The following is a 23,755-nucleotide window of genomic DNA, read 5'->3' on the forward strand; positions in this document are numbered from 1 at the left end:
AATTAGGAAAGGCCCGGGAGCGATCCCGGGTCTTTTTGTTTGGGAATGGCGCCCCCCAACCCCCGCGTCATCCCGGCCTTGAGCCGGGGATCCATCCTGAGATGATCCATTGAGCCACCTGGCGGCGGCTGCACCATGTCGAGATGGGCCCCCGCTCAAGGCCGGGGTGACGCGGTGGGTGGGAAGACATTGTGGCAAAGGCGCGGCCGGAGGGAAGGCGCTTCGCGAACAACAAGGCCCGGGATTGCTCCCGGGCCCTAGTGGAGCGGACTGCCGGTTGGCGTCCCTATTTCTGCTTCTGCACTACTTCGGGGAGCAGGCCCTTGGGCGCGTAGCGCAGGGCGATGGTGATGATCACGCCCAGCACAAAGACGCGCATCTGCAGGGCTCGCGAGTCGATTTCGGGGATCACGCCCCAGCCAACCGACTGGCTCCACGCCGACAGGTTCTTGAAAATGGCCTGTGCCAGAGGATCGGAAATGACCCAGGCGATGTAGATGAGGAACGTGCCCAGCAGCACGCCCAGATTATTGCCCGCACCACCCACGATCACCATCACCCAGACCATGAAGGTGTGGTTGATCGGCTGATAGCTGGAGGGGTCGAAAATCTGGTTGAAGCTGGTGAGCATGGCGCCACCAATGCCGATCAGCACCGAACCCATGACGAAGAGCTCAAGCTGCCGCCCCTTGATATCCTTGCCCATCGAGCCGGCGGCGATGTGGTTGTCGCGAATGGCGCGCATCATGCGCCCCCACGGACCGCCATAGGCACGCTGGATGAAGAGGAACACCACAACCAGAATGACCAGCGCCAGTGCCAGGAACCCGAGGCGGGCAAACACGAACGAGTCCGCAATCGACACGCCGTCAGCCTGATATTGCTGCGGCAGGGGCACAGGCCAGGGCATGGGCGACACCGTCTGGGTGCCACGCGTCCACCAGTCCATGTTCTTGACGAATGCGCGCAGGATTTCCGAGATGCCGATGGTGGCAATGGCCAGATAGTCGCTGCGCAGGCCAAGGCTGATCTTGCCCACGATAAAGGCCATGATTGCGGCCAGCACGCCGCCGATCAACCAGCCCAGCATCGGATTGAGCCCGAGACCACCGATGTATCCAGCCGTGGATTCGATATAGGCCGCGGCGGGATCGATCTGGCTACGATAGGCCACATAGGACACAAACCACGCCAGAACGATCAGCGCCGTCTTCCAGCCGCCCTTGATGCCAATGCGATGGGACTGACGCGCCGCCAGAACGACCAGCGCACCCACGAGGAACATAGCCAGAGCTTTGCCCAAAAGGAGCGGGCCTTCACTGTCCCAGAACAAGGGATTGATCGGCGCTGAAATGGTGACGGTCGCCGCGCCACCCAGCATCATGAAGCCCATGACGGCGAAGTTGAACAAGCCGCCATAGCCCCACTGGATATTGAGCCCCAGCGCGATCAGCGCATAGGCAATCGCCTGCGTCAGCAGCAGGGTGGTGTTAGCCGCGCCCTGTACATAGCCGACGATCAGGACGATGACGAACATCGCTGCGAACAGCACGATCGAGCGCATCTTAGGATCGTTGAGATCAAGACCTCGACGAATAGCGGTATCGCTCATGACGAAATCCCCTTGAAGATACCCGTCGGGCGCGCCAGCAGCGTGATGACCAGAATAACGAAAGCCACGGTGAGCTTATATTCGGTCGGCACCAGCGCCAGATTGGCGGGCAGATCAAACGGCAACCAGGTCGTCAGCGGCCGCAGGATACTGGTCCAGTTGAACACAGCGAGCGTTTCGGCAAAGGCGATGAGGAAGCCGCCAACGATGGCGCCATAGACATGGCCCAGACCACCCACGATGGCCGCCGCAAAGATGGGCAGCACGATATTGAAGGCAAGATCGGGCATAAGTGCCACGTCGAGCGCCAGCATAGTGCCAGCCACGCAGGCGAGCGAACCGGCAATGATCCAGGTGACGCGCACGACAAGTGCCGTATTGATCCCCGAAACCTGTGCCAGCGCTGCGTTATCGGACATGGCCCGCATCGCCTTGCCCAACCGCGAGCGGGTGAGGAAGAAGTGCAGCGCCAGAACGAGAACGACCGTCACCGCAATCATCAGAACCTGTGGTTCGGTGATCGAAATCGGCCGCGACCCACCAAAGGCGCTCATGTCGATGCGGAAGATCTCCTTGGTCTCGTTGATATAAAGCGAGCGCGTGCCCGAGCCGAAGAACAAGCGGATCAGCCCCTGCATCATCAGCGTCACGCCAATGGACGCGATCAGCAGCGTCACCGACGGCACGCCACGACGCCGCAGCGGCGCATAAAACCCCTTGTCGATCCCCAGAGCGATGGCGGCGGTCACCACCATGGCCAGCGGCAGTACGACAAAAGCAATCGGAATGGGCGTTGCAATGCCCATGCCGGCCAAAATGCTGGCGATGCAGAAGCCGATAAAGGCGCCCATGGTCATCATGTCGCCATGCGCGAAGTGCGCGAACCGCAAGATACCGAACACCAGCGTGATGCCGATGGCGCCCAGCGCATAGATCGAGCCGAGCACGGTGCCCGAAATCAACACACGGTTGATAAAGAAAATCAGTTCGTCCACTCCTAGCCCCCCAGGAAACTTTTGGCGACTTCGGGATCAGCGATGAGCTCGGGCCCAGTGCCGGTGAAGCGGTTTTGACCGCTGGCGAGGACGAACCCCTTGGATGCAAACGCCAGTGCCTGGCGCGCATTCTGCTCAACCATCAGGATGCCAACGCCCTCCTTGTTGACGCGCACGATGGTCTCGAAGATCTCGATGACATAGCGTGGCGACAGGCCCGCAGACGGCTCGTCGAGCATGAGCAGCTTTGGCTTGCTCATCAGGGCACGGCCCATGGCCACCATCTGACGCTGACCGCCAGACAGTTCGCCCGCAGGCTGACGCCGTTTTTCGGCCAGCACGGGGAACATGTCGTAGACCCAGCGCATGGTGTCGCGGAAATCGTCGGTGCGGGTAAAAGCCCCCATTTCGAGGTTTTCCTCGACCGTCATCGAAGTGAAGACGTTCTTTTCCTGCGGCACGAAGCTGAGGCCCTTGGGCACCAGCTTGTCGGGTAGGGAATTGGCGACGTCCTCGCCCCCAAATTCGATGGTGCCGCCCGTGACCTTGAGCAGGCCGAAAATGGCTTTGAGCGTGGTGGATTTGCCGGCGCCATTGGGGCCGACGATGACGCCGATATCGGATTGTTCGATGGCGATGTTGACGCCATTGAGGATTGGCGCGCCGCCGTACCCGCCGACGACGTGCTTGAGTTCGATGAGAGCCATTACGCCACCTCTACCGGGGAGCCGAAATAGGCTTCAACGATTGCTGGATTGGCACGGATATCGGCCATCGGGCCTTCGGCGATCTTTTCGCCCTGCGCCATAACGATGACCGGATCACAGAGCCGCGCGATCAGGTCCATGTCATGCTCGATGACAAAGAAGGTGTAGCCCAGCTCCTTGTTCATCCGCTCGATATTGGAGGCGAGATCATTGAGGAGGGTCTTGTTGACGCCCGCCGCGACTTCGTCGAGCAGCACCACCTTGGCATCGACCATCATGGTGCGACCCAGCTCGAGCAGCTTTTTCTGGCCACCCGAAAGGTTGCCCGCAAGCTCGTTGCGCACATGGCCAAGCTTGAGGAAATCGATGACGTCGAGGGCTTTCTTGCGCACTTCGGTCTCGCGCGACTTCACCAGCCCCGGCCGGAACCAGGCCTTAGTGATGTGCTCACCTGGCTGATCGCCGGGCACCATCATCAGGTTTTCCAACGCCGTCATATTGGAAAACTCATGCGCTATCTGGAAGGTTCGCAACATGCCGGTGCGAAACAACTCATGCGGCTTGAGGCCGGTGACATCGTTGCCATCGAAAATGATCTGTCCGCTATCGGGCACGATATTGCCCGCCACGATGTTGAACAGCGTTGATTTGCCCGCGCCATTGGGACCGATCAGCCCCGTAACCGAGCCACGGCGTACCGACAGCGAACAATTATTGACGGCCGTGAGGCCGCCGAAGCGTTTGCTGACGTTGCGAACGTCAATAACTACGTCTGAGGGCACACAAATCCGTCCCGTTACCTGATTGCCTGATTGGCCCTGCTTGTTGCGGGCCATTACCGGTCATCTGTTCACAAGGACGAAAGGTGGTCAACAGAGGTAGGGGCCTCAGATCGCTGCCAATACTGCCTCAGCTGTGGATTTATTATTGGCGAACGGCACGTCGTAGAGTGTAGCCAGCCGAGTTAATGCTTTGACATCAACATCATGCGGCTGCGCAGAGAGCGGATCGATGAAAAAGATCAGCATGTCCAGCTGGCCTTCTGCGATCATCGCACCAAGCTGTTGATCACCGCCCAGCGGGCCGCTTTTGAGCAGGGTTACGCTGAGCCCCGTCTCGGCCATGACTCGCCCGCCGGTCGTCCCGGTGCCCCACAGTTCATGCTGGCTCAGCTTTGCCTTGTGGCGCAGGGCCCAGGCGCAGATGTCATCTTTTTTCTCGTCGTGAGCGACAAGCCCAATGCGTGCCATGCCATGGTCTCCTATTGCCGAATTTCAAACACGCCTGCCGCAATGGGGCAATGGCCGATCAAAACTCGGTCCAATCCGCATCGATGGCCGCATTGCCACTGATGCGATAGGCCGGGGCGCGCGGTGACCGCACTGGTGTTTCGTCAGCAAGCGCGTCGAGCCGGAACACGTCAACGATCCGGTCCAGCTCCACCGCCTGCCCTTCGGTCTGCTCGATTGCCGCATTGGTTTCCTCGACCAGCGCCGCATTGTGCTGGGTCATCTCATCCATGGCGCGCACAGCGACCGAGATTTCGGCCAGCGAGGACGCCTGGCTGCGATTGGCCTGGGCGATGGTGTCGATCAGGTTGGCGCTTTCCTCGGCGCCCGAGAGGATATCGAGTAGAGTCTCGGAGGCCTGCCCAACCAGATGGGAGCCCGTACGCACCTCATTGGCGCTGGAATCGATCAGCTTTTTGATATCGGACGACGCCGCGGCGGCAGACTGGGCCAGACGGCGCACTTCCACTGCAACCACTGCAAAGCCCTTGCCAGCATCGCCCGCGCGCGCCGCTTCCACCGAGGCATTGAGCGCCAGAAGGTTGGTCTGGAAGGCAATGTCGTCGATCAGCCCGATGATGTTGGAGATCTTGGCCGAGGACGCTTCGATCGCCGCCATAGCTGCATTGGCCTTCTCCATCACCTTGCCGCCGCCCGTGGCGCTGACAGAAACCGCCTTGGCCTTTTCGGCAGCGGTGGAGGCGCGACCGGCATTGTCGGCAACCGCCTGGGTGAGGTGTTCGACCGAGGCGCTGGTCTGCTCGATAGTTGCAGCCTGCCGCGTGGTGCGGTCGGCCAGATCATTGGCGCCGCTCAGGATTTCCCCTGTCGCGGTCTTGAGCGAACGCGAGGTCTGGCGCAACTGGGTGACGATTTCGCTCAACCGGTCGGCCACAGCATTGGTGTCATCCTTGATCTGAGCAAACTCGGAATCAAAATCGGCGGTGATGCGGCTGGTGAGATCGCCTTCGGCAAGATCTTTGAGCACATCGCCGGTCAGCGACACGGCACGGCTGATCTTGTTGCGAGCAGCGTCTTCGGCGGCCTTGGTGTCTTCGGTCAGCTTGTCAAAATATGCGGACACGCCAATGTCGATGTCGAGCAGCATGGATTTGAGCACGGCAGAAAGCGCCAGCGCCATGGCATCGGCTGAGGCCTGGATTGCCTCTGGCTTGGGCTGCACCTTGCGGCCGAACTTGCCCTTCACCGGCTGCAGCGCCTCGGCCATCATGTCGTGGATCATGCCGGTCATCAGCGTTTCGACGATCAGGCCATAGCCGCCGATATGCCAGCGCGGCTCCAGGCCGATCTGGGCATGACGCAGGCCGACGCGTGTGCTGGCGTCGAAATAGGCATCGTCGAACTCGCCGGCGGCAATGGCTTTCCAATGCCCCACCTGCTTGCCCTGGGCGCGGTTCATGTGCTGCTTGCCATCAAAAAACTTGGTCACCGCCGGAACGGTAGAGAGCTTGGCATAGAACTGGTCGAGCGCCAGGGGCAGATGCTTGTCCACATGGGTCTGCACCGTCGCGAGGCGCGCGCGCGCCGTATCGTCGAGCCCGACGAAATCGAGGCGGCTCTGAAGGACATCTTTGGGCTGGGACGAAGAGGACATATGCGGACTCGGCGCTACTGGAAACCTGGAGTTTCCCCGATCCGGACCGCCAGATCCGTGACCTGGATCAACTGGTCTCTCAACTATCGCCCGATGGTAAAGGCATAGTAAAATAACGCGATTTTGCACCGCCCCAAACTGGGGCGGCACAAGATATCGGCTCAGACAGCCTTAGAACTCAGCCCAGTCGGCATCCACCGCCAGATTGCCTACAGATTTGGGCGCACGCCGGGTCTTCGGCACCGCCTCAAGGCGCGGCGTGGACAACATCGCGCCAGACGGGTCGACCTTGAACACATCGACAATGCTGTCGAGTTCGTTGGCTTGCGCCTCGGTCTGCTCGATCGCCGCATTGGTTTCTTCCACCAGCGCAGCATTGTGCTGAGTCATTTCGTCCATGGTGCGAATGGCAATCGTCACTTCTTCGAGCGAGGACGACTGTTCCTTGTTCTGCTGCGCGATGGAGTCGATCAGGCTGGAGCTTTCCTGCGCTCCGGCCAGAATATCGAGCAGCTTTTCGGCTGCCTGTCCAACAAGTCGCGAGCCATTGCGCACTTCACCGGCGCTCGCTTCGATCAAAACCTTGATCTCGCTTGATGCCTGCGCGGCGGACTGCGCCAGGCGCCGCACTTCCACCGCGACCACCGCAAAGCCCTTGCCAGCGTCGCCGGCACGGGCGGCTTCTACCGAAGCATTGAGCGCCAGCAGATTGGTCTGGAAGGCAATGTCGTCGATCAGCCCGATAATATTGGAGATCTTGGACGAGCTGGCCTCGATGGCTGCCATGGCCGCATTGGCCGAAGTCATGACATTGCCACCCTCGGTGGCGTTCGAGGACAGCATCTGCGCCTTCTGGCTGGCAGTTGCCGCGCGTCGGGCATTTTCGACCACTGCGGTCGAGAGCTGTTCCACAGCGGCGGTTGTCTGCTCAACGGTGGCGGCCTGCTTGGTCGTGCGCTCACTGAGGTCATTGGCTCCGGTGAGGATTTCCGCCGTAGCTGTCTTGAGCGAGCGCGAGGTTTTGCGCAGGCCGGTAACAATATCGAGGATGCGGCCCAGCGATTCATTGAAGGCCTGACGCAACTGCTCGTACTGACCGGTAAACTCGGTATCGATCCGACCGGTCAGGTCCCCTTCGGCCATCTTACCCAGCGAAGAGGTCAGCGCGGCAATGATGCCCTCGGCCCGCTTGCGCTCGGTGATGTCGGTGGCAAACTTGACCACCTTGACCGCCCGCCCCTGAGAATCCAACACTGGGTTATAGGAGGCCTGAATCCAGATCTCGTCACCGCTCTTACCGAAGCGCTGAAACTCGGCGGCGACATATTCGCCCGAGCGCAGCCGGTCCCAAAACTGGGCATAGTCCTGACTACTGGCATAGCCGGGATCACAGAACATGCGGTGGTGCTTGCCCACGATTTCGTCGAGCCGGTAGCCCAGCGTGGCAAGGAAGTTTTCATTGGCCGTGCGGACAGTGCCATCGAGGTTGAACTCGATGACGGCCTGCGCCCGCGAAATCGCGGCAATCTGCGCCTCGTGATCGGCGCTGCGATTTCTCTGTTCGGTGATGTCCGTGGCAAATTTGATCACCTTGACCGGCTTGCCAGCCTTGTCGAACACCGGATTATAGGTGGCCTGGATCCAGATTTCGCGGCCACCCTTGGCCAGCCGCTTATAGGCCGCGGCCTGGTATTTTCCGGCCTGCAAGTCAGCCCAGAACTGGCGGTATTCCGAGGACTGCGCCAACTCGGGCGTTACAAACAGGCTATGATGCTTGCCGACAATCTCTTCGAGACTGTAGCCGATGGCGGCAAGGAAATTGTCATTCGCTGTGAGGATAGTTCCATCCAGCTTGAATTCGATCACGGCCTGACTGCGCATGATCGCGTCCACTTTGGCACGATCATCGGCAGCACTGCTACGTCCGAACAGAGTAAAGCCACTCATCGATAAGGCCCCCCAGCCTGAGCACAAGCCGATCCTCGGCTGCGCCAACTGTATAAATATTACGGTAAAAGGAGATTGCGGGCTCGGCAGCGGAAAGTGCGTAGCGTGGTACGCGTAACTCCGCAGACAAGGCGGCAAAGAATGGCTTGATCGAACAAGCCGGTGGCGGGTGGGACGTCAGTAGTGTCGCTTGGCGCACGGCAAATCCTTAAGGGTTTGGCGTCAACCCCCACGGTCGACCCCAACAATAAGATTTGCGTTCCCGAATCCAGACTACGCGCGCTCGGTTAAACCGTCGTTAAGGCAGGCGCGACAAGGCAACAAGGCCACCCAAGAGGCGGCCTTGTGCACAGCGATGAGATAGGTCGGCGAAGGGCTAGAACTGGTCCCAGTCTTTGCTGAGAGCTGCGGTGCCCTGGGTGTCAAAGCGCGATGACGCAGCCGCCAGGCGGCGTTGCAGGCCCCTTGCACCCTCGTTCCGGCTCGGTTGCTGCCGCTGCGATCCGTCCAATGCCTCTGGCAGGTGGAAGATATCGACAATGCGATCAAGCTCGCGCGCCTGAGCTTCGGTCTGCTCCAGTGCCGCATTGGTTTCTTCCACCAGGGCGGCATTGTGCTGGGTCATCTCATCCATCATGCGCACGGCCGAATTGACCTCGGCAATGGCGGCCGCCTGTTCGCGGCTGTCATTGGCAATGGATTCCAGCAGACCATTATTGCCGCGCACGGCATCGAGCATGGTCCTGAGTTTACCGGCAGCATCACCCACCAGTCGGGAGCCGGTTTTCACCTCGCCTGCACTCTGCTCGATCAACAGCTTGACCTCGCTGGACGCCTGCGCCGCGGACTGCGCCAGCCGGCGCACTTCGACTGCCACCACCGCAAAGCCCTTGCCCGCATCCCCCGCCCGCGCCGCCTCAACCGAAGCATTGAGCGCCAGAAGATTGGTCTGGAAGGCAATATCGTCGATCATGCCGATGATGTTGGAGATCTTCGCCGATGACGCGGTGATCCGCTCCATGGCAGCGGTGGCATCTTCCATCACTTTACCGCCCTCCTCGGCGGTGCGGGTGACCGAAGAGGCATTGTTGCTGACATCGTGGGCGCGCTGGGCGTTCTGCTGGACCGTGACAGCCAGCTGATCCATCGCGGCAGAGGTTTCCTGAATGGTCGAAGCCTGCTTGGTGGTGCGCGCCGAAAGGTCGGTGGCACCCGACAGGATTTCGCCCGTCGCCGAACGCAGCGACCCGGATGTGTGGCGCAACTGCCCAACCACTTCGGTTAGCTTGTCGGCCACCGCATTGATATCGGACTTGAGGACAAGGAAAGCGCCCTCGTAATCGCCGTCCATCCGCTCGGTCAGGTCGGTATTGGCCATGGCCGCGAGGACCTGGCCCATTTCAGACACGCCGCGATTGAACGTGGACACCAGGTTGTTGACACTGGCGGCCAAGGCATTGAGTTCGGCATCCGGAAATTCGGTGCGCACGCGCTGGCTGAAATCGCCAGCCGTGGCAGCATCGACCACTTCGCCAAAGGAGCGCTGCAACTGGTGCATCATCTCCTGGCGCGCCTCCTGATCGGCGATAATCCGGGCTGCTTCGGCCTCGGTCATCTGGCTGACGCGCAACCCGTTCTGGCGGAACACTTCCACAGCGCGAGCCATGCCGCCCACCTCATTGCCAAAGCCGGTATAGGGCACCTCGGTCTCGTAATTGCCCTCGGCAATCGCATTCATCGCGGCGGCAAGACGCGGGATGGGCCGCGAGAGCTGACGCGACAGCACAAGGCCTACCAGCCCCAGCGCCAGAGTGACAGCGCCACCCACTGTCAGGATAACACTGAGCACGTCATTGGCCGTTGCCTCGACGCGGGCCAGGGGCGTGCCAACAAAGATCGCGCCCAGAATGCCGCCGTTCATCTTTGTGATGGGCTGCATGGCGGCGAGATAACTGACGCCCCCTATTTGCAGGTCGCCAACAAAGTTTTCGCCGGCCATCAGTGCGGCATAGGCAGGCGAGTCGGTTCCCAACGACAGGTCTGACATGCGCGCGCCATCGGCGGCGGCGAGGCTGGTGGTCTTGCCGATGAAGGTTTCGGTGGCCTGATCCAGCACATAGATGCTGGCATCCTGCTTGGTGACACGTGTCACCGAGTCGATGATCTCGTTGGTCACGATGGGCGGGATCGCCCACGTCTGGAACGCGGCGAGCGAACCGTCTTCGGCAAATTCAACTGTGGAGCCGGTGATCCGGCGTTCAAGAATCGTCGCCGCGACGCCGACATTGGTCTGCTGCTGCGTCTGGCTTTCCGCCAGCGAGGTCGCATGCAGGTTCAAATAAATTGCGCCGGATACTGCGGCAATCGAGCCGATAATGGCAAACACGACCAAGGCGGCAATGGCCGTGGTCAGCCGTATATTGCCCAATATACTCATGAGCTTACGCATTCATTCATGTCCCCCAGAAGCAGCCGCCGGACCATGACGAGAGACATGAAGGCGCACTGTTACGGCCGAGACACTAATGGACAGCCGTTAACCATCCGTTCTCCATGAATGACTGCGATCAACTTGCAGCGTCCAAAAACACAAAGGCCACCCCGAAGGATGGCCCCAGCAATACCGTAATGTCGCGCCAATCAGCTCAGCGCGCCGATAACCGCCTCGATCCGCTTCTTCATGGTCGAAGCGTCAAATGGCTTGATGATGTAGTTGTTGACGCCAAAGGAAATGGCCTCCTTCACCTGCTCCTTGTCGGAACGGCCCGTCGCCATGATGAAGGGCATTGCCTGCGTGCGCGGATGCTTGCGGATCACCTTGAGCAGGGTGAGCCCGTCAATATCTTCCATATTCCAGTCGGAAATGATGAGGTCGACATTGGCCTTTTCAAGTTTGCCCAATGCATCGCGGCCACTCTTGGCCTCGATAATGTCCTTAAAGCCGAGCTGGGTCAGAATATACTTACAAATCCCCCGCATGGACTGCTGGTCATCCACGATCAGGACGCTGACAGCGCTAGCTTTTGGCATGGTCGAGCTCACCTTCTGCGTGCCGCAGGCATTCTGCCCCAGCACTTGTGCTAAAATTCTAGGCAACAAGCGTTACAAATGTCTCAATCCGCGCCACCGCATTGCAACCGCCCCTGTCAGGCAGCGGCGCGCAACTTGCTCAAGGCGTTGGCGAGACGGTCGGCGATGGCCTCGATTGGGGCCTGTTCGACCACGGCGCCTTCCTCAAACGCAACCCGCGGCATACCATAAACCAGTGACGACGCCTGGCTTTGGCCAACGGTATAGGCACCGGCTTCGCGCATTAGCTTGAGGCCGCGCGCACCATCACGCCCCATGCCGGTGAGGATCGCGCCAACGGCAAGGGGGCCGACCGTCCGGGCCACTGACTCAAACAGCACGTCAACGCTCGGTCGATGTCCACTTGCCAGCTCATCCTGCGACAGGCGGGTCTTAAGCTGGCCGGAGCTGCGTTCAACCCGCAGATGATAGTCGCCACGGGCGATATAGGCGTGGCCAACCTGCAGCGGCTGACGATCCTGGGCCTCAACCACTGTGAGGGCGCAGAGCTCATCGAGCCGGGCAGCAAACCGGGTGGTAAAGCCGGGGGGCATATGCTGGGTGATCAGGACCGGTGGGCAATCCGCCGGCAGCGCGGTCAGTACGGCCCGGATGGCTTCCACGCCGCCCGTCGAGGCACCAATCGCAATGACGGAACCGGCAGGCGCGGCCGCTGTCTTGAGCGTGACCTTTGGAACCTCGGCGCGGCTGGCGGACCGCCCACGCACATCGGACTTAGCTGCGGCCCGGATCTTGTCGCGCAGGCCCACGCCAAAAGCGTCGAGACCGCCTTCATAATCGGCACTGGGTTTGGCCACAAAGTCGACGGCACCCAATTCAAGCGCCAGCAGCGTTTCGCTCGCCCCCTTCTTGGTCAGCGTCGAAACCATGACCACCGGCGTCGGCCGCAGCCGCATCAACCGGTCGAGGAACTGCAGCCCGTTCATGTTGGGCATCTCGATGTCGAGCGTTACGACATCGGGATTGAGGTCCTTGATCTTGGTGCGCGCATCGATGGGGTCGGTTGCGGTACCAACCACCTTGATATCGCCATCACGCATCAGCATGCGCGACAGGATGTCCCGGATCAGTGCGGAATCGTCGACGATGAGGACTGAGATTGTCATGCCGCGACCTGCTTCCCCGATTTCTGACGTGTCTGATAGATCGTCTTGCCGACCAGCCGGAATCCTTCACCCCCAGAGCCAAGGTTTTCCGAGTGCCCGATATAGAGGTAGCCCTCAGGCGCGATCAGCTTGCCGAAGCGACCGAACAATTCCCCCTGGGTCGGCTTGTCGAAATAAATCGCGACATTGCGACAGAAAATGGCGTCGAATGGCCCCCGCATCGGCCAGGCACCGATCAGGTTCAGCTGCTTGAAGGAGCAGATTTCGCGCACCGCAGGGTCGATGGCGATCGTACCATCGCCAACACGGACAAAGCGTCGGGCCCGCTCGGGCGAGAGCCCGTTGAGTTCGTTTTCCGGATAGATGCCGCGCGACGCCTTTGCGATTACCGCAGTATCAATGTCGGTGGCGAGAATCTTGAAATCCCAGCGGCGCAGCTCGGGAAAGGTGGCCAGCAAATCCATGGCCATCGTATAGGGCTCCTGCCCTGTCGAGCAGCCAGCCGACCAGATCCGCAGGCGTGAGCCACGCGGCTTTTGTGCAACCAGCGTCGCCACATGGGTGCGCAGGTGATCAAAGTGATGATCTTCGCGGTAAAACCGCGTGAGGTTGGTGGTCAGCGCGTTGACGAAGTCCTGGCCGTCGGCGTTGGAACCACCGCGCTCCAGATGGTCGACATAGGCGTCGAAACTCGACAGTCCCAGTGACCGTACAATCTTGGAGAGGCGAGAAATCACCAGCGTCCGCTTGGCGTCACTCAACGCAATTCCGGCAACTTCATAGACCCGCGTCTTGATGCGCGAAAACTCGCGATCACTGAGGGAGAATTCTCCCTGTTCCATGCGTATCGCCCCCGGTATCTCGGCCCCAAAGGCCGAGAGTTTAGCTAGGCACTGGCACGCCGCAGTGGCGCTTCGCTGGTGCGCGGAGCTTCGTCCGCCTGCGTCATCCGGGCAGTCAGTCGCTTCAGCGCCTGCTCGCCATCGGTCAGTGTCGCAACGATTGTGTCAGTCTCACTACCAAGATTGTGTAAATGCGCTTCCAGCGCACCAATCATTTTTTGCAGGGAGCTGGCCTCTGCCACCCCGGTTTCTGCCTGTGCACGACCGCGGCTGACCACGGCACGAATGTCTTTCGCAGACCGATTGGTCAGTTGCGCCAGCTGGCGCACTTCGTCTGCCACAACCGCAAACCCGGCCCCCTTCTCGCCAGCGCGCGCCGCTTCAACGGCAGCATTCAGAGCCAGCAGATTGGTGCGGAAAGAGACGTCTTCGATCGCCGTCACCAGCGCATCAATGTCATGGGTCATCCGATCGATATCGCCGACCACCGCATTGGTCCGCCTTGCCGCAAGGTCGGCTTCTCCAGCCAGGTCGCGCGCCGCCCGGCTGATCGTGCGGGTCTGCTGAAGGCGCCCGAAGCCGTCGAGCAGGGCCTTGCCGGTCACACCCACATCGTCGTGGTTCTCGGCGCTCATCGCCCCAAGAGATGCCGCCCGGGTTTCAAACCCATCCAGCAGCCGCGCAACGGCCGCCAGACGCTTCTCAAGGCTGGCGCGCAATTCCTGTTCTTCGCTGAGCTGCTCCATCACGGCCCGTGCAAAGTCATCGATGCGACGCGCCAGGCCGCCGAGTGGCCCATCAAGTGCATCCGGCATTTCGCCGCTGCCGGCGACCAGGTTGTCGAGCTGGCGCAGGCCGGTGTCGAGGAGCTCGAGCGCCGCGTTGAGGGTCGCGAGCGCGGGGCTCTCCGTCATAACGCTCGCTTCAAAACGGAAGCTTGTCTGTCCAGACGCCAAGGCACCTGCCAGAGCATCAAGATCGTCATCTTCAAGATAGCTGCCAGCCGGAACCAGTTCGAGTAGATAGCGCGAGGCAACGATCGGCCGGCACAGCACGGTAAACCGGCGCCCAGCCAGCATGACCATAGTCTCTGCCGCGGCACCGCCGCCAGCATTGAGATAGCCATCGCCAAACAGGGCATCGAGCGTCGCGCCTTCGATGGCGTCACGCGCCAAAGCCGTAATGCCAGTGCTGGCTGTCAGGATACGCCCGGTATCATCGATCACGGCAACTGGACGATCGAGATGGGCAATGGCGCTTTTGAAGTGATGGGCTCGTTCAAGGCGCTTGCCCATTCGCGCAACAATATCGGTGATGGTGAGCGGCGCACCGGCCTCTTCGCACAGCCCCGCCGCCAACGCGACGGACACCAGGGTCTGAGCCTGTTGCCGATCAAACCACATCGCCGCAGCAACGGTGCCGGCAAGGGAGAGAACCAGAAGGGTGACGGATGCGACCAGCCAGCCAGCCCCCATGCCCAGACCAATCAATAGCCCAAGGGCCAGCGCCCAGGCGGTCAGCCAGATTGCACAAATTACCAGCGCTAGGCGCAGATTGGGCATAGAGCGCAAATCAACCGGAGTGGTTCAACATTGCCGGACCTTACGTCGGGAATGGTTAACCAACTCTATAAGGGCCCTGTCCGACGTAACACTTCGCTAAGCGACCTTGCCGGGAGATGAAGCAGGTGTCCCGTTCCGGGGCAACCAGTTGCGGGCTAGAACAGCTCTATATCGTCTGTTCTTGGCAGGACGCGGCGCGCCGCTAGCGCGATTTCCTCGCGGGCCACATTGGCGCCGGTCGAGCTGTCCAGTCGTTTGACGAAGGCGCGCCCGGAATGCGGCTTGAACAGCACGCGTCGCGCATAGTTACCGCCAAGGTCTTCGCTGATTGCTGCGAAGCCTTCCGCCGCCAGATAGTCGCGCAGGAAGTCGATGTTTTTGGCGCCCACATCGTCGAGCGCCACATTCATCTTGCCACCACCAAAAACCTTGATCTCAAGGTTGGCTTTGATGCCCGTGCCGAGGGTGAGAACCCGGTTGATCAGCTGTTCCATGGCAAAGGCGCCATAACGCGCCGAGGCACCATGGCGGGTGCGAGCAGAAGTCGACTGCTCGCCAAGCAGAAAGTGGTTCATGCCGCCAACATGGGCGACGCGATCACGAATGCAGGCAGAAATGCATGACCCTAGGACCGTGGAAAATGTGAGATCGGTGTCGCCCGAGACATGGTACTCGCCCTGATGGACGGTCGTGACCATCCCGCGATCGAATTCGGGTGGTAGTGAATTCGATAGTCCCATCGCGCTTCCGGCACCTCTGCATGCACTATGTCGGACAACCTAGTCCACACTCGTTAGCCAATCGCTAACCAAGCAGATCAACCGCTGCCCGGCATTTGATACCAGAAAGAAGAGATTCAGGAATACCGGGATAGACTGCAATGGCTGGGGTCCGGGATTCGACATATGTCACTGCAGAAACTTGCAAGAGAACTCGACGAGACGGCGCGTCAAACCGCCTCGATGCTTGAGGGTATTACTGAGGCTCTTGAGCTGTTGGCTGACCGTGACTTGGCAAACAATCCATCGATCAAACAGGCCATGCAGATGATCATTACGGCCTTGCAAGGCCAGGATCGCATTGAGCAACGGTGTCACAACATGGCTCTTGCCGTTCGCCAGTTCGCCCTGCTGCCCGCCAGCGCGCCGGACAGCGTCTATGACGAGATCTGGGCCAGCCTGACGCTGGACGAGCTACGTATTCCCGCCCTATCGGGCAGCGCCGTGAACCAAAGCCACGGCGACGCGGAGCTGTTCTAGACGCTAAGCCTCAGCTGGCACGAACTGCGCGCGCAATCCATCAAATCCCAAGCGCAGAACCTTGTCGCGCAAGGCGTCGTCCTCAAAATTGACGCCCGAAATTCCCCAGACCAGCCACAGCACTTCGTAAATCGTCACGTCGGGCCGGGCCACGGCATGATCCTGCGCGCGCTTGAGCAGCGGCTCCCCCGCTATGGTCAGTGCCTCGCGCGACAGCTGATAGGCGCTGGACTGCTGGTTGAGCCCCTCGATCAGCGCCCGCTTGGTGCCGAGATAGTCTACCAGACGCTCGATCCAAGCGATGAAGGCGTCCCAGGGCCCGAGCTGGCCGAAGGTTTCGGCTGCCCGGCAGACGCTGTCGAGCTCTACAAGATAAACGCTCTCGATCAGGTCTTCGCGGGTCGGGAAGTTGCGGTAGAGCGTAGCGATCCCGACATCGGCGCGACGCGCAATTTCCTCAAGCGGCGCGCGCGCGCCCAGCTCGGCAAATGCCGTCCGAGCAGCGTGAACCAGGGCATCATAATTGCGGCGCGCATCGGCGCGCGCAGGCCGTCTCTGATCGAGATCGAGGAGTGTCGTCATCATTGGGCTTCTCCCCGACAAGAATTCGGCACCAACAGGGCCGCAGAACGGCACCGGCGGTTTTTGACTGCATCCGGCCTAGCCGTCCTTGCCGCACTGCAATCGCCGGTCGGCCCGATCCTGTCAACGTCCGAACGCGAACTTGATGGCCAGCAAGGGCTAAAACGCCAAAGGGCGCCAATGGCGCCCTCATTATCATCTCATCGGCAACACGATCAGACTTCGACGCGTGCGCCGCTGACAACGGCGTGCAGATCGATCAGGCCGACCATGCGGCTGTCGTGAGTCACGATGCCATTGAGCAGTTCGGTGTCGATCGAATTGCCCTCAGGCACGGTGTGAATATCGTCGCGCGAGACAGTGAGAATGTCCGACACGGCATCGACCAGAATGCCGACCCACTTGTCGCCAACGCTCATCACCACCACGACGTGGTTCTTGGTGGGCGAGGTCTTGCCGTCGCCAAAACGGGCGCGCAGATCAAAGATCGGCACGATGGTGCCGCGCAAGTTGATCACACCACGTACGAACTCACGGGTATTGGGCAATGGCGTAGCACCATTCCAGGCGCGGATTTCGCGCACTGTCGTGATTTCGACGCCATAGGTCTGATCGCCGATCGAAAAGGCGATGAGCTGCAAAGTATTGTGGGCGGCAACAGCTGAATTGTCACCCAGATCGTCTCGCAAACTAAGCGCTTCCATGTCTTCTGCCTTTCTGCCACCCATTCTAGGTAGCGACGCTTTTACTCTCGGCCCTGGGCCGACACTCTATACTACGCCGCCTTCAGGCAGCACTTTTGTGTACGATCGTGGTTTTCAAACCCTGCACGTCGACGATCAGCGCGACATTGCCGTCGCCCAGGATCGTGCCGCCGGCAATGCCCTCAACCCGCTCGAAATTCTCTTCCAGCGACTTGATGACCACCTGCTGCTGGCCAATGATGTCGTCCACCACCAAGGCCACCTTGGATGACCCTTCAGCCTCGCACAGCACCACGAAGCGATTGTCGGCCTCGACCTCGGTCTGCATGTCGAAGCGTTGCACCAGATCGATGACCTGCACGTATTCGCCGCGCACCTGCAGCACCTGGCCACCGCTCGGCACCCGCTCGAAGCTGGCACGCGCGCACTGAATGGTTTCCACGATGGAGGACAGCGGCACCACATAGGGCGAGCCACCGACCTTCACGAGCATGACATCGAGAACCGCGAGCGTCAGCGGCAGACGCAAGGTCATGCGCGTGCCCTTGCCCGTCCATGAACGAACATGCACCGAGCCGCCGATCTTCTTGATGTTGGACAGCACCACGTCCATGCCGACACCACGCCCGGAAATGTCGCTCACCTCGGAGGCGGTGGAGAAGCCCGGCGCAAAGATCAGCTGGTCAATCTGCTCGTCGGTCGGCTGGACATCGGGCGCCACAATGCCCTTGTCGCGCGCCAGTTGCAGCACGCGCTCGCGATTGATGCCTGCACCATCATCTTCGACGACGATGAGGATATTGCCGCCGGCCTGCTCGGCCGACAGGCGCACGGTGCCGAACTCGGTCTTGCCGGCGGCCAGACGCTTCTCGGGGCTTTCGATGCCATGATCTGCCGAGTTGCGTATCATATGGGTCAAAGGATCGCTGAGCTGTTCGATGACCGTCTTGTCGATTTCGGTGTTCTCACCGATGGTCTCAAGGCGGATCTTCTTGCCCGTTTTGGTGGCCAGTTCGCGCACCAGGCGCGGCATGCGGCTGAACACCGATTTGACCGGCTGGGCCCGAATGGCCATGACCGAGTCCTGCAGGCTGCGCGCCGTCTGCGCCAGCACTTCAAGACCACGCACCAGCTCGGTATAGCGGGTGCGCAGATGTTCATCCATCTGCTGTGTCAGCATGGACTGGGTGATCACCAGCTCGCCAACCATGTTAACGACGCGATCAACCTTGTCGAGGTCGACGCGAATGGATTGCACGCCAACCGCGCGCCGCTCGCCATCCTCACTCTCGCCACCCGAAGGCGGCGCAGTGCGCAGGGCCGCTGGAGGCGCGACGGGCTTGGGCGGGGACGGCTGAATGGTGTCAATCAGCTCGGCAAAGCTCAGGCCTGGCGCTTCTTCGAACGTATCCTGTTCGGTGCTGGCGGCAGGAGGCGGCTCGGGCGCAAAGTTCAGGACATCGGCGACTTCATCGTCTGCCAGTTCCAGGAAATTGGCGAGGTCGCGATCCTCGGCACTAACTTTACCGGCCGGCTCCGTGGGCTCTGGCACGTCAAAACGCAGATTGCCCGCGCCCAACTGGCTCACCGCAATGTCGCAGTCGCCTTCGACGAACTCGAAGACCTCGCGGATCATCGTTTCGGTGACCGTTGCCGACACCAGGGTGATTTCCCAACGGCAATAGACGGCGAAGGGCTCGAAATCGGCCAAAGCCGGAATGTCGTCGATGATCGCCCGCACATGCATGTCGCCAAGAACAGCAAGCTCGCGGAACAGCAGGAGAGGATCGTTGGCGCGCGCATAAAGAGCGCGATGCGGCGTGAAGTGGATTTCCCAGTGCCCGGCTTCGGCTTGCAGCGGCACAAAATCGAAAGTGTCTTCTGCATCAGGAGCGGCGAGATCGGCGAGCGGTGGCTCATCGTCCGCGCTGTCGCCGCCCAGATTGACCATGACGGGGACAAAATCGATGTCGAATTCTTCGAGAACTTCGCCACCCAGTTCGTCATCCGAACCATCCTGGCCCCGGGCCAGAAGATCGAAACGGCGCTGTTCATCCATGCCGTAATCGGCAGGCAGGGCTTCGCCCGTCTGAACCGCCTTGACGTGGTCGGCGACAATGTCGTTGGCACGGATACACAGCGTCACAACATCGTCGCTGAGCTCGATACGGCCATCCCGCACATAGTCGAGCAGGGTTTCATAGGCATGCGCAAAACCGACCAGCGCCGAGAAGCCAAAAGCCCCGGCGCCGCCCTTGATCGAATGAATGGCACGAAACACTGCGTTGAGCCGATCTGCATCGCGTTCACCGGCCTCGATGGCGGCGAACTGCTCTTCGAGCTCTGTCAGAAGCTCGGAGCACTCATCGAAATAGGTTGCCTTGAAGTCGTCGAGCTCGCTCATGCAGAAACGTCCAACCCTTCTGGGTCCAAGTCGCGCTTAGTGCACGACACGATGAATGACGGAAATCAGCTTCTCCGGATCGAATGGCTTGACGATCCAACCTGTGCCACCGGCGGCCTTGCCCTGCTCGCGCTTGTCCTGACTGGTCTCTGTCGTCAGGATCAGGATCGGCAGGCTCTGGTGCAGACCGGTTGCCCGGACCTGCTTAATGAACTCGATGCCATCCATCACCGGCATGTTGATGTCAGTGATCACCACGTCGACGGCCTCATTGCGCAAGACGTCGAGCCCCTGCTGGCCGTCCTCAGCCTGCAACACCTCGAACCCAGCATTGCTGAGTGTGTGGTGCAGCATGGCCAGGATCGTCCTGGAGTCGTCAACAGTGAGCACCCGCAAGGCCGTCATGCTTTTATCATCCCTGAGAACTGGGTCTTCAGGCCCAGTCGTTCGATCGCGGAGAACAGTGCCGCGCTCGGTTGTTCGATCTGAAACTCGTAGTGATTGCGTCGGGCCGTTTCAGCCGCGCTAATCAGGATCAACAGTGCATTGGTTGACACCCGCTCGACGGCGTCGCCCCTCACACAGACCGGGCCGGCCTCAAGCGCATCCAGCATGCCATCTCGCACGCCATCCAGCGAGTCGAGATCCATGATCGCCGGTAAAGCGATGGATTGCGTGCTTTCATTGCCCATGATGCGTGACTGCCCCCCGGAGCGCTGTCTGACGGCCAGTTTCCCTTGGAACGGTTTAAGAAGTGCTAACCCTAGTGCCGGGAGGTTTGCCGCCCGCTTTGGCGCGGGTTAATCGCCGACCGGGGCACCATTTCCCTTGCCTGCACCCGCGCACGGGGGGTAACCCAAGGGCAAATGAATGCCGGGATCCGCTCATGACCACCAATATCGCTTTGACCGGGCTTGCCCGTGACCTCGCCGCTCGCGCCGACGCAGGCAAGCCGATCCGCGTCGGTGTGATCGGGTCTGGCGAGATGGGCACCGATCTTGTCACCCAGATGAGCCTGATGACCGGCATCGAAATGGCAGCCATTGCCACGCGCCGCCCGCACACCGCACTCGACGCCATGAAGATTGCCTATGGCGATGACAGCCACGGCCGCGAAGCCGAGACCGTGGCCAAGGCCACGGCGGCGATCGAAGCGGGCAAGATTGCCATCACCTCGGCCGAAACGCTGGTCACCACACCCAATATCGACGTCGTCATCGACGCCACCGGCAAGCCCGGCGTGGCCGCCGACTACTGCCTGACCGCGATGGAACACGGCAAGCATCTGGTGATGATGAATGTGGAAGCCGACGTCACCATCGGGCCCTATCTCAAGGCCCAGGCCGACCGCCTGGGTGTGGTCTATTCAGTTGGTGCGGGCGACGAACCCAGTTCCTGCATGGAGCTGATCGAGTTCGTCTCGGCGCTGGGTCTGCCCATCGTTGCCGCCGGCAAGGGCAAGAACAATCCGCTCAAGCATGATGCCGTGCCCGACGACTACCGCGAGGAAGCGCTGCGCCGGAACATGAACCCGCGCATGCTGGTGGAGTTCATCGACGGCTCCAAGACCATGGTGGAAATGTGCGCGATTGCCAATGCCACCGGCCTCGTGCCGGACGTGCCGGGCATGCACGGCCCCAAGGCCGACCGTGATGACATGGCCAGGACCTTGATCCCCAAGGCCGATGGCGGCATCCTGAACAAGGCGGGCGTCGTCGACTTCACCGTAGGCAAGGGCGTGGCACCCGGCGTCTTCGTCATCGTCAAGGCCGAGCATCCGCGCATCATCGAGCGGATGGATGACCTCCATATCGGCCATGGTCCTTATTACAGCTTCTTCCGGCCCTATCACCTGACCAGCCTGGAAGTACCGTTGACCTGTGCGCGCATCATGCTGCATGGCAAGGCCGACATGGTGCCCCTGCCCAATCCGGTGGCCGAAGTCTGCGCCGTCGCCAAGCGCGACCTCAAGGCCGGTGAGACCTTCGATGCGATCGGGGAAACCTGCTACCGCTCCTATGCGATGACCGTGACCGACAGCCGCGCCGCCAGCGCCGTTCCGGTTGGCCTGCTCGAAGGCGGCAAGGTCACTGCAGATGTCAAAAAGGGCGAGCTGTTGACCACCGCCAACAGCCAGCCCGACGCCACGACCCGGCTCTATGCACTCCGCCGCGAGCAGGACAAAATGCTCGGCCTTCTGCACTAGGCTCCCATTCCTGCCGCGTGATTGGCAAGTGTGTCGTTGTCCAACATCCGGAGCTTACATGCGCTTTCTCGCAATCTTCGCGGCTGCCGTTGTGCTGACGCCTCTCGCCGCTCTTGCGCAGACTGACCGGGAAGATGTCGACCGGGCCGCTTGCGCCGAGCTGGTCAAAAGCTTCAGCCTAATCGAGACGACCGCAGACAGCACGATCGAGGATATCGATGCGGGATGCCGAGTGACCAATGTGTTTGCCGGAACGAGCAGCTACAATCGCTATCGCATCGGCAGCGCGACGCTGACCGCACCGGATCTGTTCACCCGCGATCTCAAAGACGCCCTGCCTTCAGAACTCGACCTGGCCATCACCGGCTTTCAAATCGCGCCCGATACCGGCAGCCTGCTCAACAACTACATCATCGAAAACCAGAGCGAACCACTGAACATCCACCTGTCCTATCGCTGGGACAAGGCGGCCCAAACGGCTGAGTTGACCGATCTCAGCGTTACCTCGCCCGGCTATGGCTCATTTCGAATAGAGGGCCGCCTGTCCGAGATCGACCTCGACCGGTTTGTCGATGCCGCAGCCGACTTTCCCGGCGCCATCGACGCGGTCACGGTCGAAATCGTCAATGCCCGGTTTTTCTCGGCTATGACCGTTCCCGCTCTGCTGGGTCTACTCCCCTATGACAGTGACCCGCGCCCGCTGGTTGCCGATTACAAGAAGGCCGCCATTGCCTTCATCGCCGCGCTGCCGACAGACAATATGGCAGACGAGAGCAAGGCCGCACTCGGCGCTCTTGTTGAATCTTTCCCCCGCATGGAAGGGGACTATGTCGTGCAGATGCGCGCCGATCCGCCCTTGGCGCTGACGACACTAACCGGGGGAAACCCCGCCGAGATTACTGGCCTTATCGCCCGTATGCAGATCAGTGCAGAGCACACACCGGCTGTTCAGCCTTGATCATTCGGTCCAAGCGGCTTAATTTCTGAGTAGTTTATTCAGGAATTAGCTAATGTCAGAGACAATCGATCCAAGGGCCTCCATTCGCGTTCGCCACGACACCCGCATGCGTCTGCTCGAAGTCACGGCGGTCACTGATATCACCCCGTTGATGCGTCGCATCAGCCTCAAGGGCGACATGGAGGGCTTCGCCTCTCCCGGCCATGCCGATCACATCAAGGCGTTCTTCTTCCCCGAAGGCGTCGAGCCCAAGATCGTGCCAATCGGCCAGCGCGGCGCCGAATTCGCCGAAGGCGAGCGCCCTGAAATGCGCGATTATACACCCCGCTATTGGGACATCGCCGCCGGGACCATTGACCTCGATTTCGTGCTGCACGGCGATGGCCCTGCATCGACTTGGGCGGCCCAGGCCGAAGCTGGCCAGAAGCTGGTCATCGGCGGACCGCGCGGCTCTCTCGTCACCCCGGCGGCTTTCGACTGGTATCTGCTGGCGGGCGACGAAACTGCCCTGCCCGCCCTTGGCCGCCGCATTGAAGAACTGCCCGCGGGGTCCCGCGTCATCGCCGTTATAGAGGTCGACAGCGCCGCCGAAGAGCAGCGTTTTGAAACCAAGACCGAGCTGACGCTGATCTATGTGCACCGCAACGGCCAGCCTGCCGGCACCACCGACCTCTTGCTGAATGCGATCAAAGCGCAAGCTTTCCCTGGGGGCGAAGCCTACGCCTATATTGCCGGCGAAAGCACGATCAGCAAATCGATCAGGGCCTATCTGGAAACCGAACGCGGCTTTAACCCTGAATATATCAAAGCAGCCGGCTACTGGCTGCTGGGCGTCGCCGACGCACAGGAACCGCACTAAGCGATAGCCTCCCCTGAC

At 60.7% G+C, this 23,755-nt stretch carries 22 protein-coding genes; 4 read left to right on the forward strand and 18 right to left on the reverse strand.

Annotated features, from left to right (window positions below; all coding sequences use genetic code 11):
• Positions 1–286: 286 nt before the first annotated feature.
• The 13 genes from WH87_RS14945 to WH87_RS15005 form a co-directional block, all read right to left on the reverse strand.
• The gene (locus WH87_RS14945; protein WP_046140777.1) at positions 287–1,612 is read right to left on the reverse strand and encodes a branched-chain amino acid ABC transporter permease; all 1,326 of its coding nucleotides are present in this window, start codon (positions 1,610–1,612) and stop codon (positions 287–289) included.
• The gene (locus WH87_RS14950) at positions 1,609–2,607 is read right to left on the reverse strand and encodes a branched-chain amino acid ABC transporter permease (RefSeq protein WP_046140776.1); all 999 of its coding nucleotides are present in this window, start codon (positions 2,605–2,607) and stop codon (positions 1,609–1,611) included. Before WH87_RS14950 ends, WH87_RS14945 begins: the two co-directional genes overlap by 4 nt.
• 2 nt (positions 2,608–2,609) lie before the next feature.
• Positions 2,610–3,314, reverse strand: a complete 705-nt coding sequence (locus tag WH87_RS14955; protein ID WP_046140775.1) for an ABC transporter ATP-binding protein — start codon at positions 3,312–3,314, stop codon at positions 2,610–2,612.
• Positions 3,314–4,096, reverse strand: coding sequence for an ABC transporter ATP-binding protein (locus tag WH87_RS14960; RefSeq protein WP_046140875.1), 783 nt, complete (start codon positions 4,094–4,096; stop codon positions 3,314–3,316). Before WH87_RS14960 ends, WH87_RS14955 begins: the two co-directional genes overlap by 1 nt.
• Positions 4,097–4,201: 105 nt before the next feature.
• Positions 4,202–4,564 (reverse strand): methylglyoxal synthase, encoded by a 363-nt coding sequence (locus WH87_RS14965; RefSeq protein WP_046140774.1) that lies wholly within the window; start codon positions 4,562–4,564, stop codon positions 4,202–4,204.
• Positions 4,565–4,622: 58 nt separating this feature from the next.
• A complete protein-coding gene (locus WH87_RS14970) occupies positions 4,623–6,218 on the reverse strand; it encodes a methyl-accepting chemotaxis protein (RefSeq protein WP_046140773.1) in 1,596 nt (531 codons plus the stop codon).
• 171 nt (positions 6,219–6,389) lie between these two features.
• On the reverse strand, positions 6,390–8,165 hold the full coding sequence (locus tag WH87_RS14975; protein ID WP_156458250.1) for a methyl-accepting chemotaxis protein: 1,776 nt from the start codon (positions 8,163–8,165) through the stop codon (positions 6,390–6,392).
• Between the two features lie 376 nt (positions 8,166–8,541).
• On the reverse strand, positions 8,542–10,614 hold the full coding sequence (locus tag WH87_RS14980; protein WP_082092721.1) for a methyl-accepting chemotaxis protein: 2,073 nt from the start codon (positions 10,612–10,614) through the stop codon (positions 8,542–8,544).
• Positions 10,615–10,805: 191 nt separating this feature from the next.
• On the reverse strand, positions 10,806–11,195 hold the full coding sequence (locus WH87_RS14985; RefSeq protein WP_046140872.1) for a response regulator: 390 nt from the start codon (positions 11,193–11,195) through the stop codon (positions 10,806–10,808).
• A gap of 116 nt (positions 11,196–11,311) precedes the next feature.
• Complete coding sequence (locus WH87_RS14990; RefSeq protein WP_046140772.1) at positions 11,312–12,361, reverse strand: protein-glutamate methylesterase/protein-glutamine glutaminase; 1,050 nt, start codon at positions 12,359–12,361, stop codon at positions 11,312–11,314.
• Entirely contained in the window at positions 12,358–13,203 is an 846-nt protein-coding gene (locus WH87_RS14995; RefSeq protein WP_046140771.1) for a CheR family methyltransferase, read from the reverse strand. The genes WH87_RS14990 and WH87_RS14995 overlap by 4 nt, the downstream gene beginning before the upstream one ends.
• Before the next feature lie 44 nt (positions 13,204–13,247).
• Complete coding sequence (locus tag WH87_RS15000; RefSeq protein ID WP_046140770.1) at positions 13,248–14,765, reverse strand: methyl-accepting chemotaxis protein; 1,518 nt, start codon at positions 14,763–14,765, stop codon at positions 13,248–13,250.
• Between the two features lie 155 nt (positions 14,766–14,920).
• Entirely contained in the window at positions 14,921–15,463 is a 543-nt protein-coding gene (locus WH87_RS15005; RefSeq protein ID WP_052726661.1) for a hypothetical protein, read from the reverse strand.
• A gap of 207 nt (positions 15,464–15,670) precedes the next feature.
• Here WH87_RS15005 and WH87_RS15010 point away from each other — a divergent pair, with 207 nt between their 5' ends.
• Positions 15,671–16,024: a hypothetical protein gene (locus tag WH87_RS15010; protein WP_046140768.1), complete on the forward strand. Its 354-nt coding sequence runs from the start codon at positions 15,671–15,673 to the stop codon at positions 16,022–16,024.
• 3 nt (positions 16,025–16,027) lie between these two features.
• On the opposite strand, the gene WH87_RS15015 is transcribed toward WH87_RS15010, so the two are convergent.
• The 5 genes from WH87_RS15015 to WH87_RS15035 all read right to left on the reverse strand — a co-directional run bounded on the left by WH87_RS15015 (position 16,028) and on the right by WH87_RS15035 (position 20,406).
• Entirely contained in the window at positions 16,028–16,609 is a 582-nt protein-coding gene (locus WH87_RS15015) for a TetR/AcrR family transcriptional regulator (protein WP_046140767.1), read from the reverse strand.
• Between the two features lie 212 nt (positions 16,610–16,821).
• Positions 16,822–17,310: a chemotaxis protein CheW gene (locus tag WH87_RS15020; protein ID WP_052726660.1), complete on the reverse strand. Its 489-nt coding sequence runs from the start codon at positions 17,308–17,310 to the stop codon at positions 16,822–16,824.
• Positions 17,311–17,392: 82 nt separating this feature from the next.
• Positions 17,393–19,714, reverse strand: coding sequence for a chemotaxis protein CheA (locus WH87_RS15025; RefSeq protein ID WP_046140765.1), 2,322 nt, complete (start codon positions 19,712–19,714; stop codon positions 17,393–17,395).
• 36 nt (positions 19,715–19,750) lie between these two features.
• On the reverse strand, positions 19,751–20,119 hold the full coding sequence (locus WH87_RS15030; RefSeq protein WP_046140764.1) for a response regulator: 369 nt from the start codon (positions 20,117–20,119) through the stop codon (positions 19,751–19,753).
• Positions 20,116–20,406, reverse strand: a complete 291-nt coding sequence (locus WH87_RS15035) for an STAS domain-containing protein (RefSeq protein WP_046173275.1) — start codon at positions 20,404–20,406, stop codon at positions 20,116–20,118. The genes WH87_RS15030 and WH87_RS15035 overlap by 4 nt, the downstream gene beginning before the upstream one ends.
• Before the next feature lie 194 nt (positions 20,407–20,600).
• On the opposite strand from WH87_RS15035, the gene WH87_RS15040 reads away from it, so the two are divergent.
• From WH87_RS15040 to WH87_RS15050, 3 genes are read left to right on the forward strand one after another with little or no spacing between them, the layout of a single operon-like run.
• Positions 20,601–21,920 carry an NAD(P)H-dependent oxidoreductase gene (locus WH87_RS15040; RefSeq protein ID WP_046140762.1) on the forward strand — a complete coding sequence of 440 codons (1,320 nt, stop codon included), beginning with the start codon at positions 20,601–20,603 and terminating at the stop codon, positions 21,918–21,920.
• Positions 21,921–21,978: 58 nt separating this feature from the next.
• On the forward strand, positions 21,979–22,878 hold the full coding sequence (locus tag WH87_RS15045) for a hypothetical protein (protein WP_046140761.1): 900 nt from the start codon (positions 21,979–21,981) through the stop codon (positions 22,876–22,878).
• A 52-nt stretch (positions 22,879–22,930) separates the two neighbouring features.
• A complete protein-coding gene (locus WH87_RS15050; protein ID WP_046140760.1) occupies positions 22,931–23,737 on the forward strand; it encodes a siderophore-interacting protein in 807 nt (268 codons plus the stop codon).
• The last annotated feature ends 18 nt before the right edge of the window (positions 23,738–23,755 follow it).

Origin of the sequence: Devosia epidermidihirudinis, from assembly GCF_000971295.1 — a bacterium.
Lineage (GTDB): Bacteria > Pseudomonadota > Alphaproteobacteria > Rhizobiales > Devosiaceae > Devosia > Devosia epidermidihirudinis.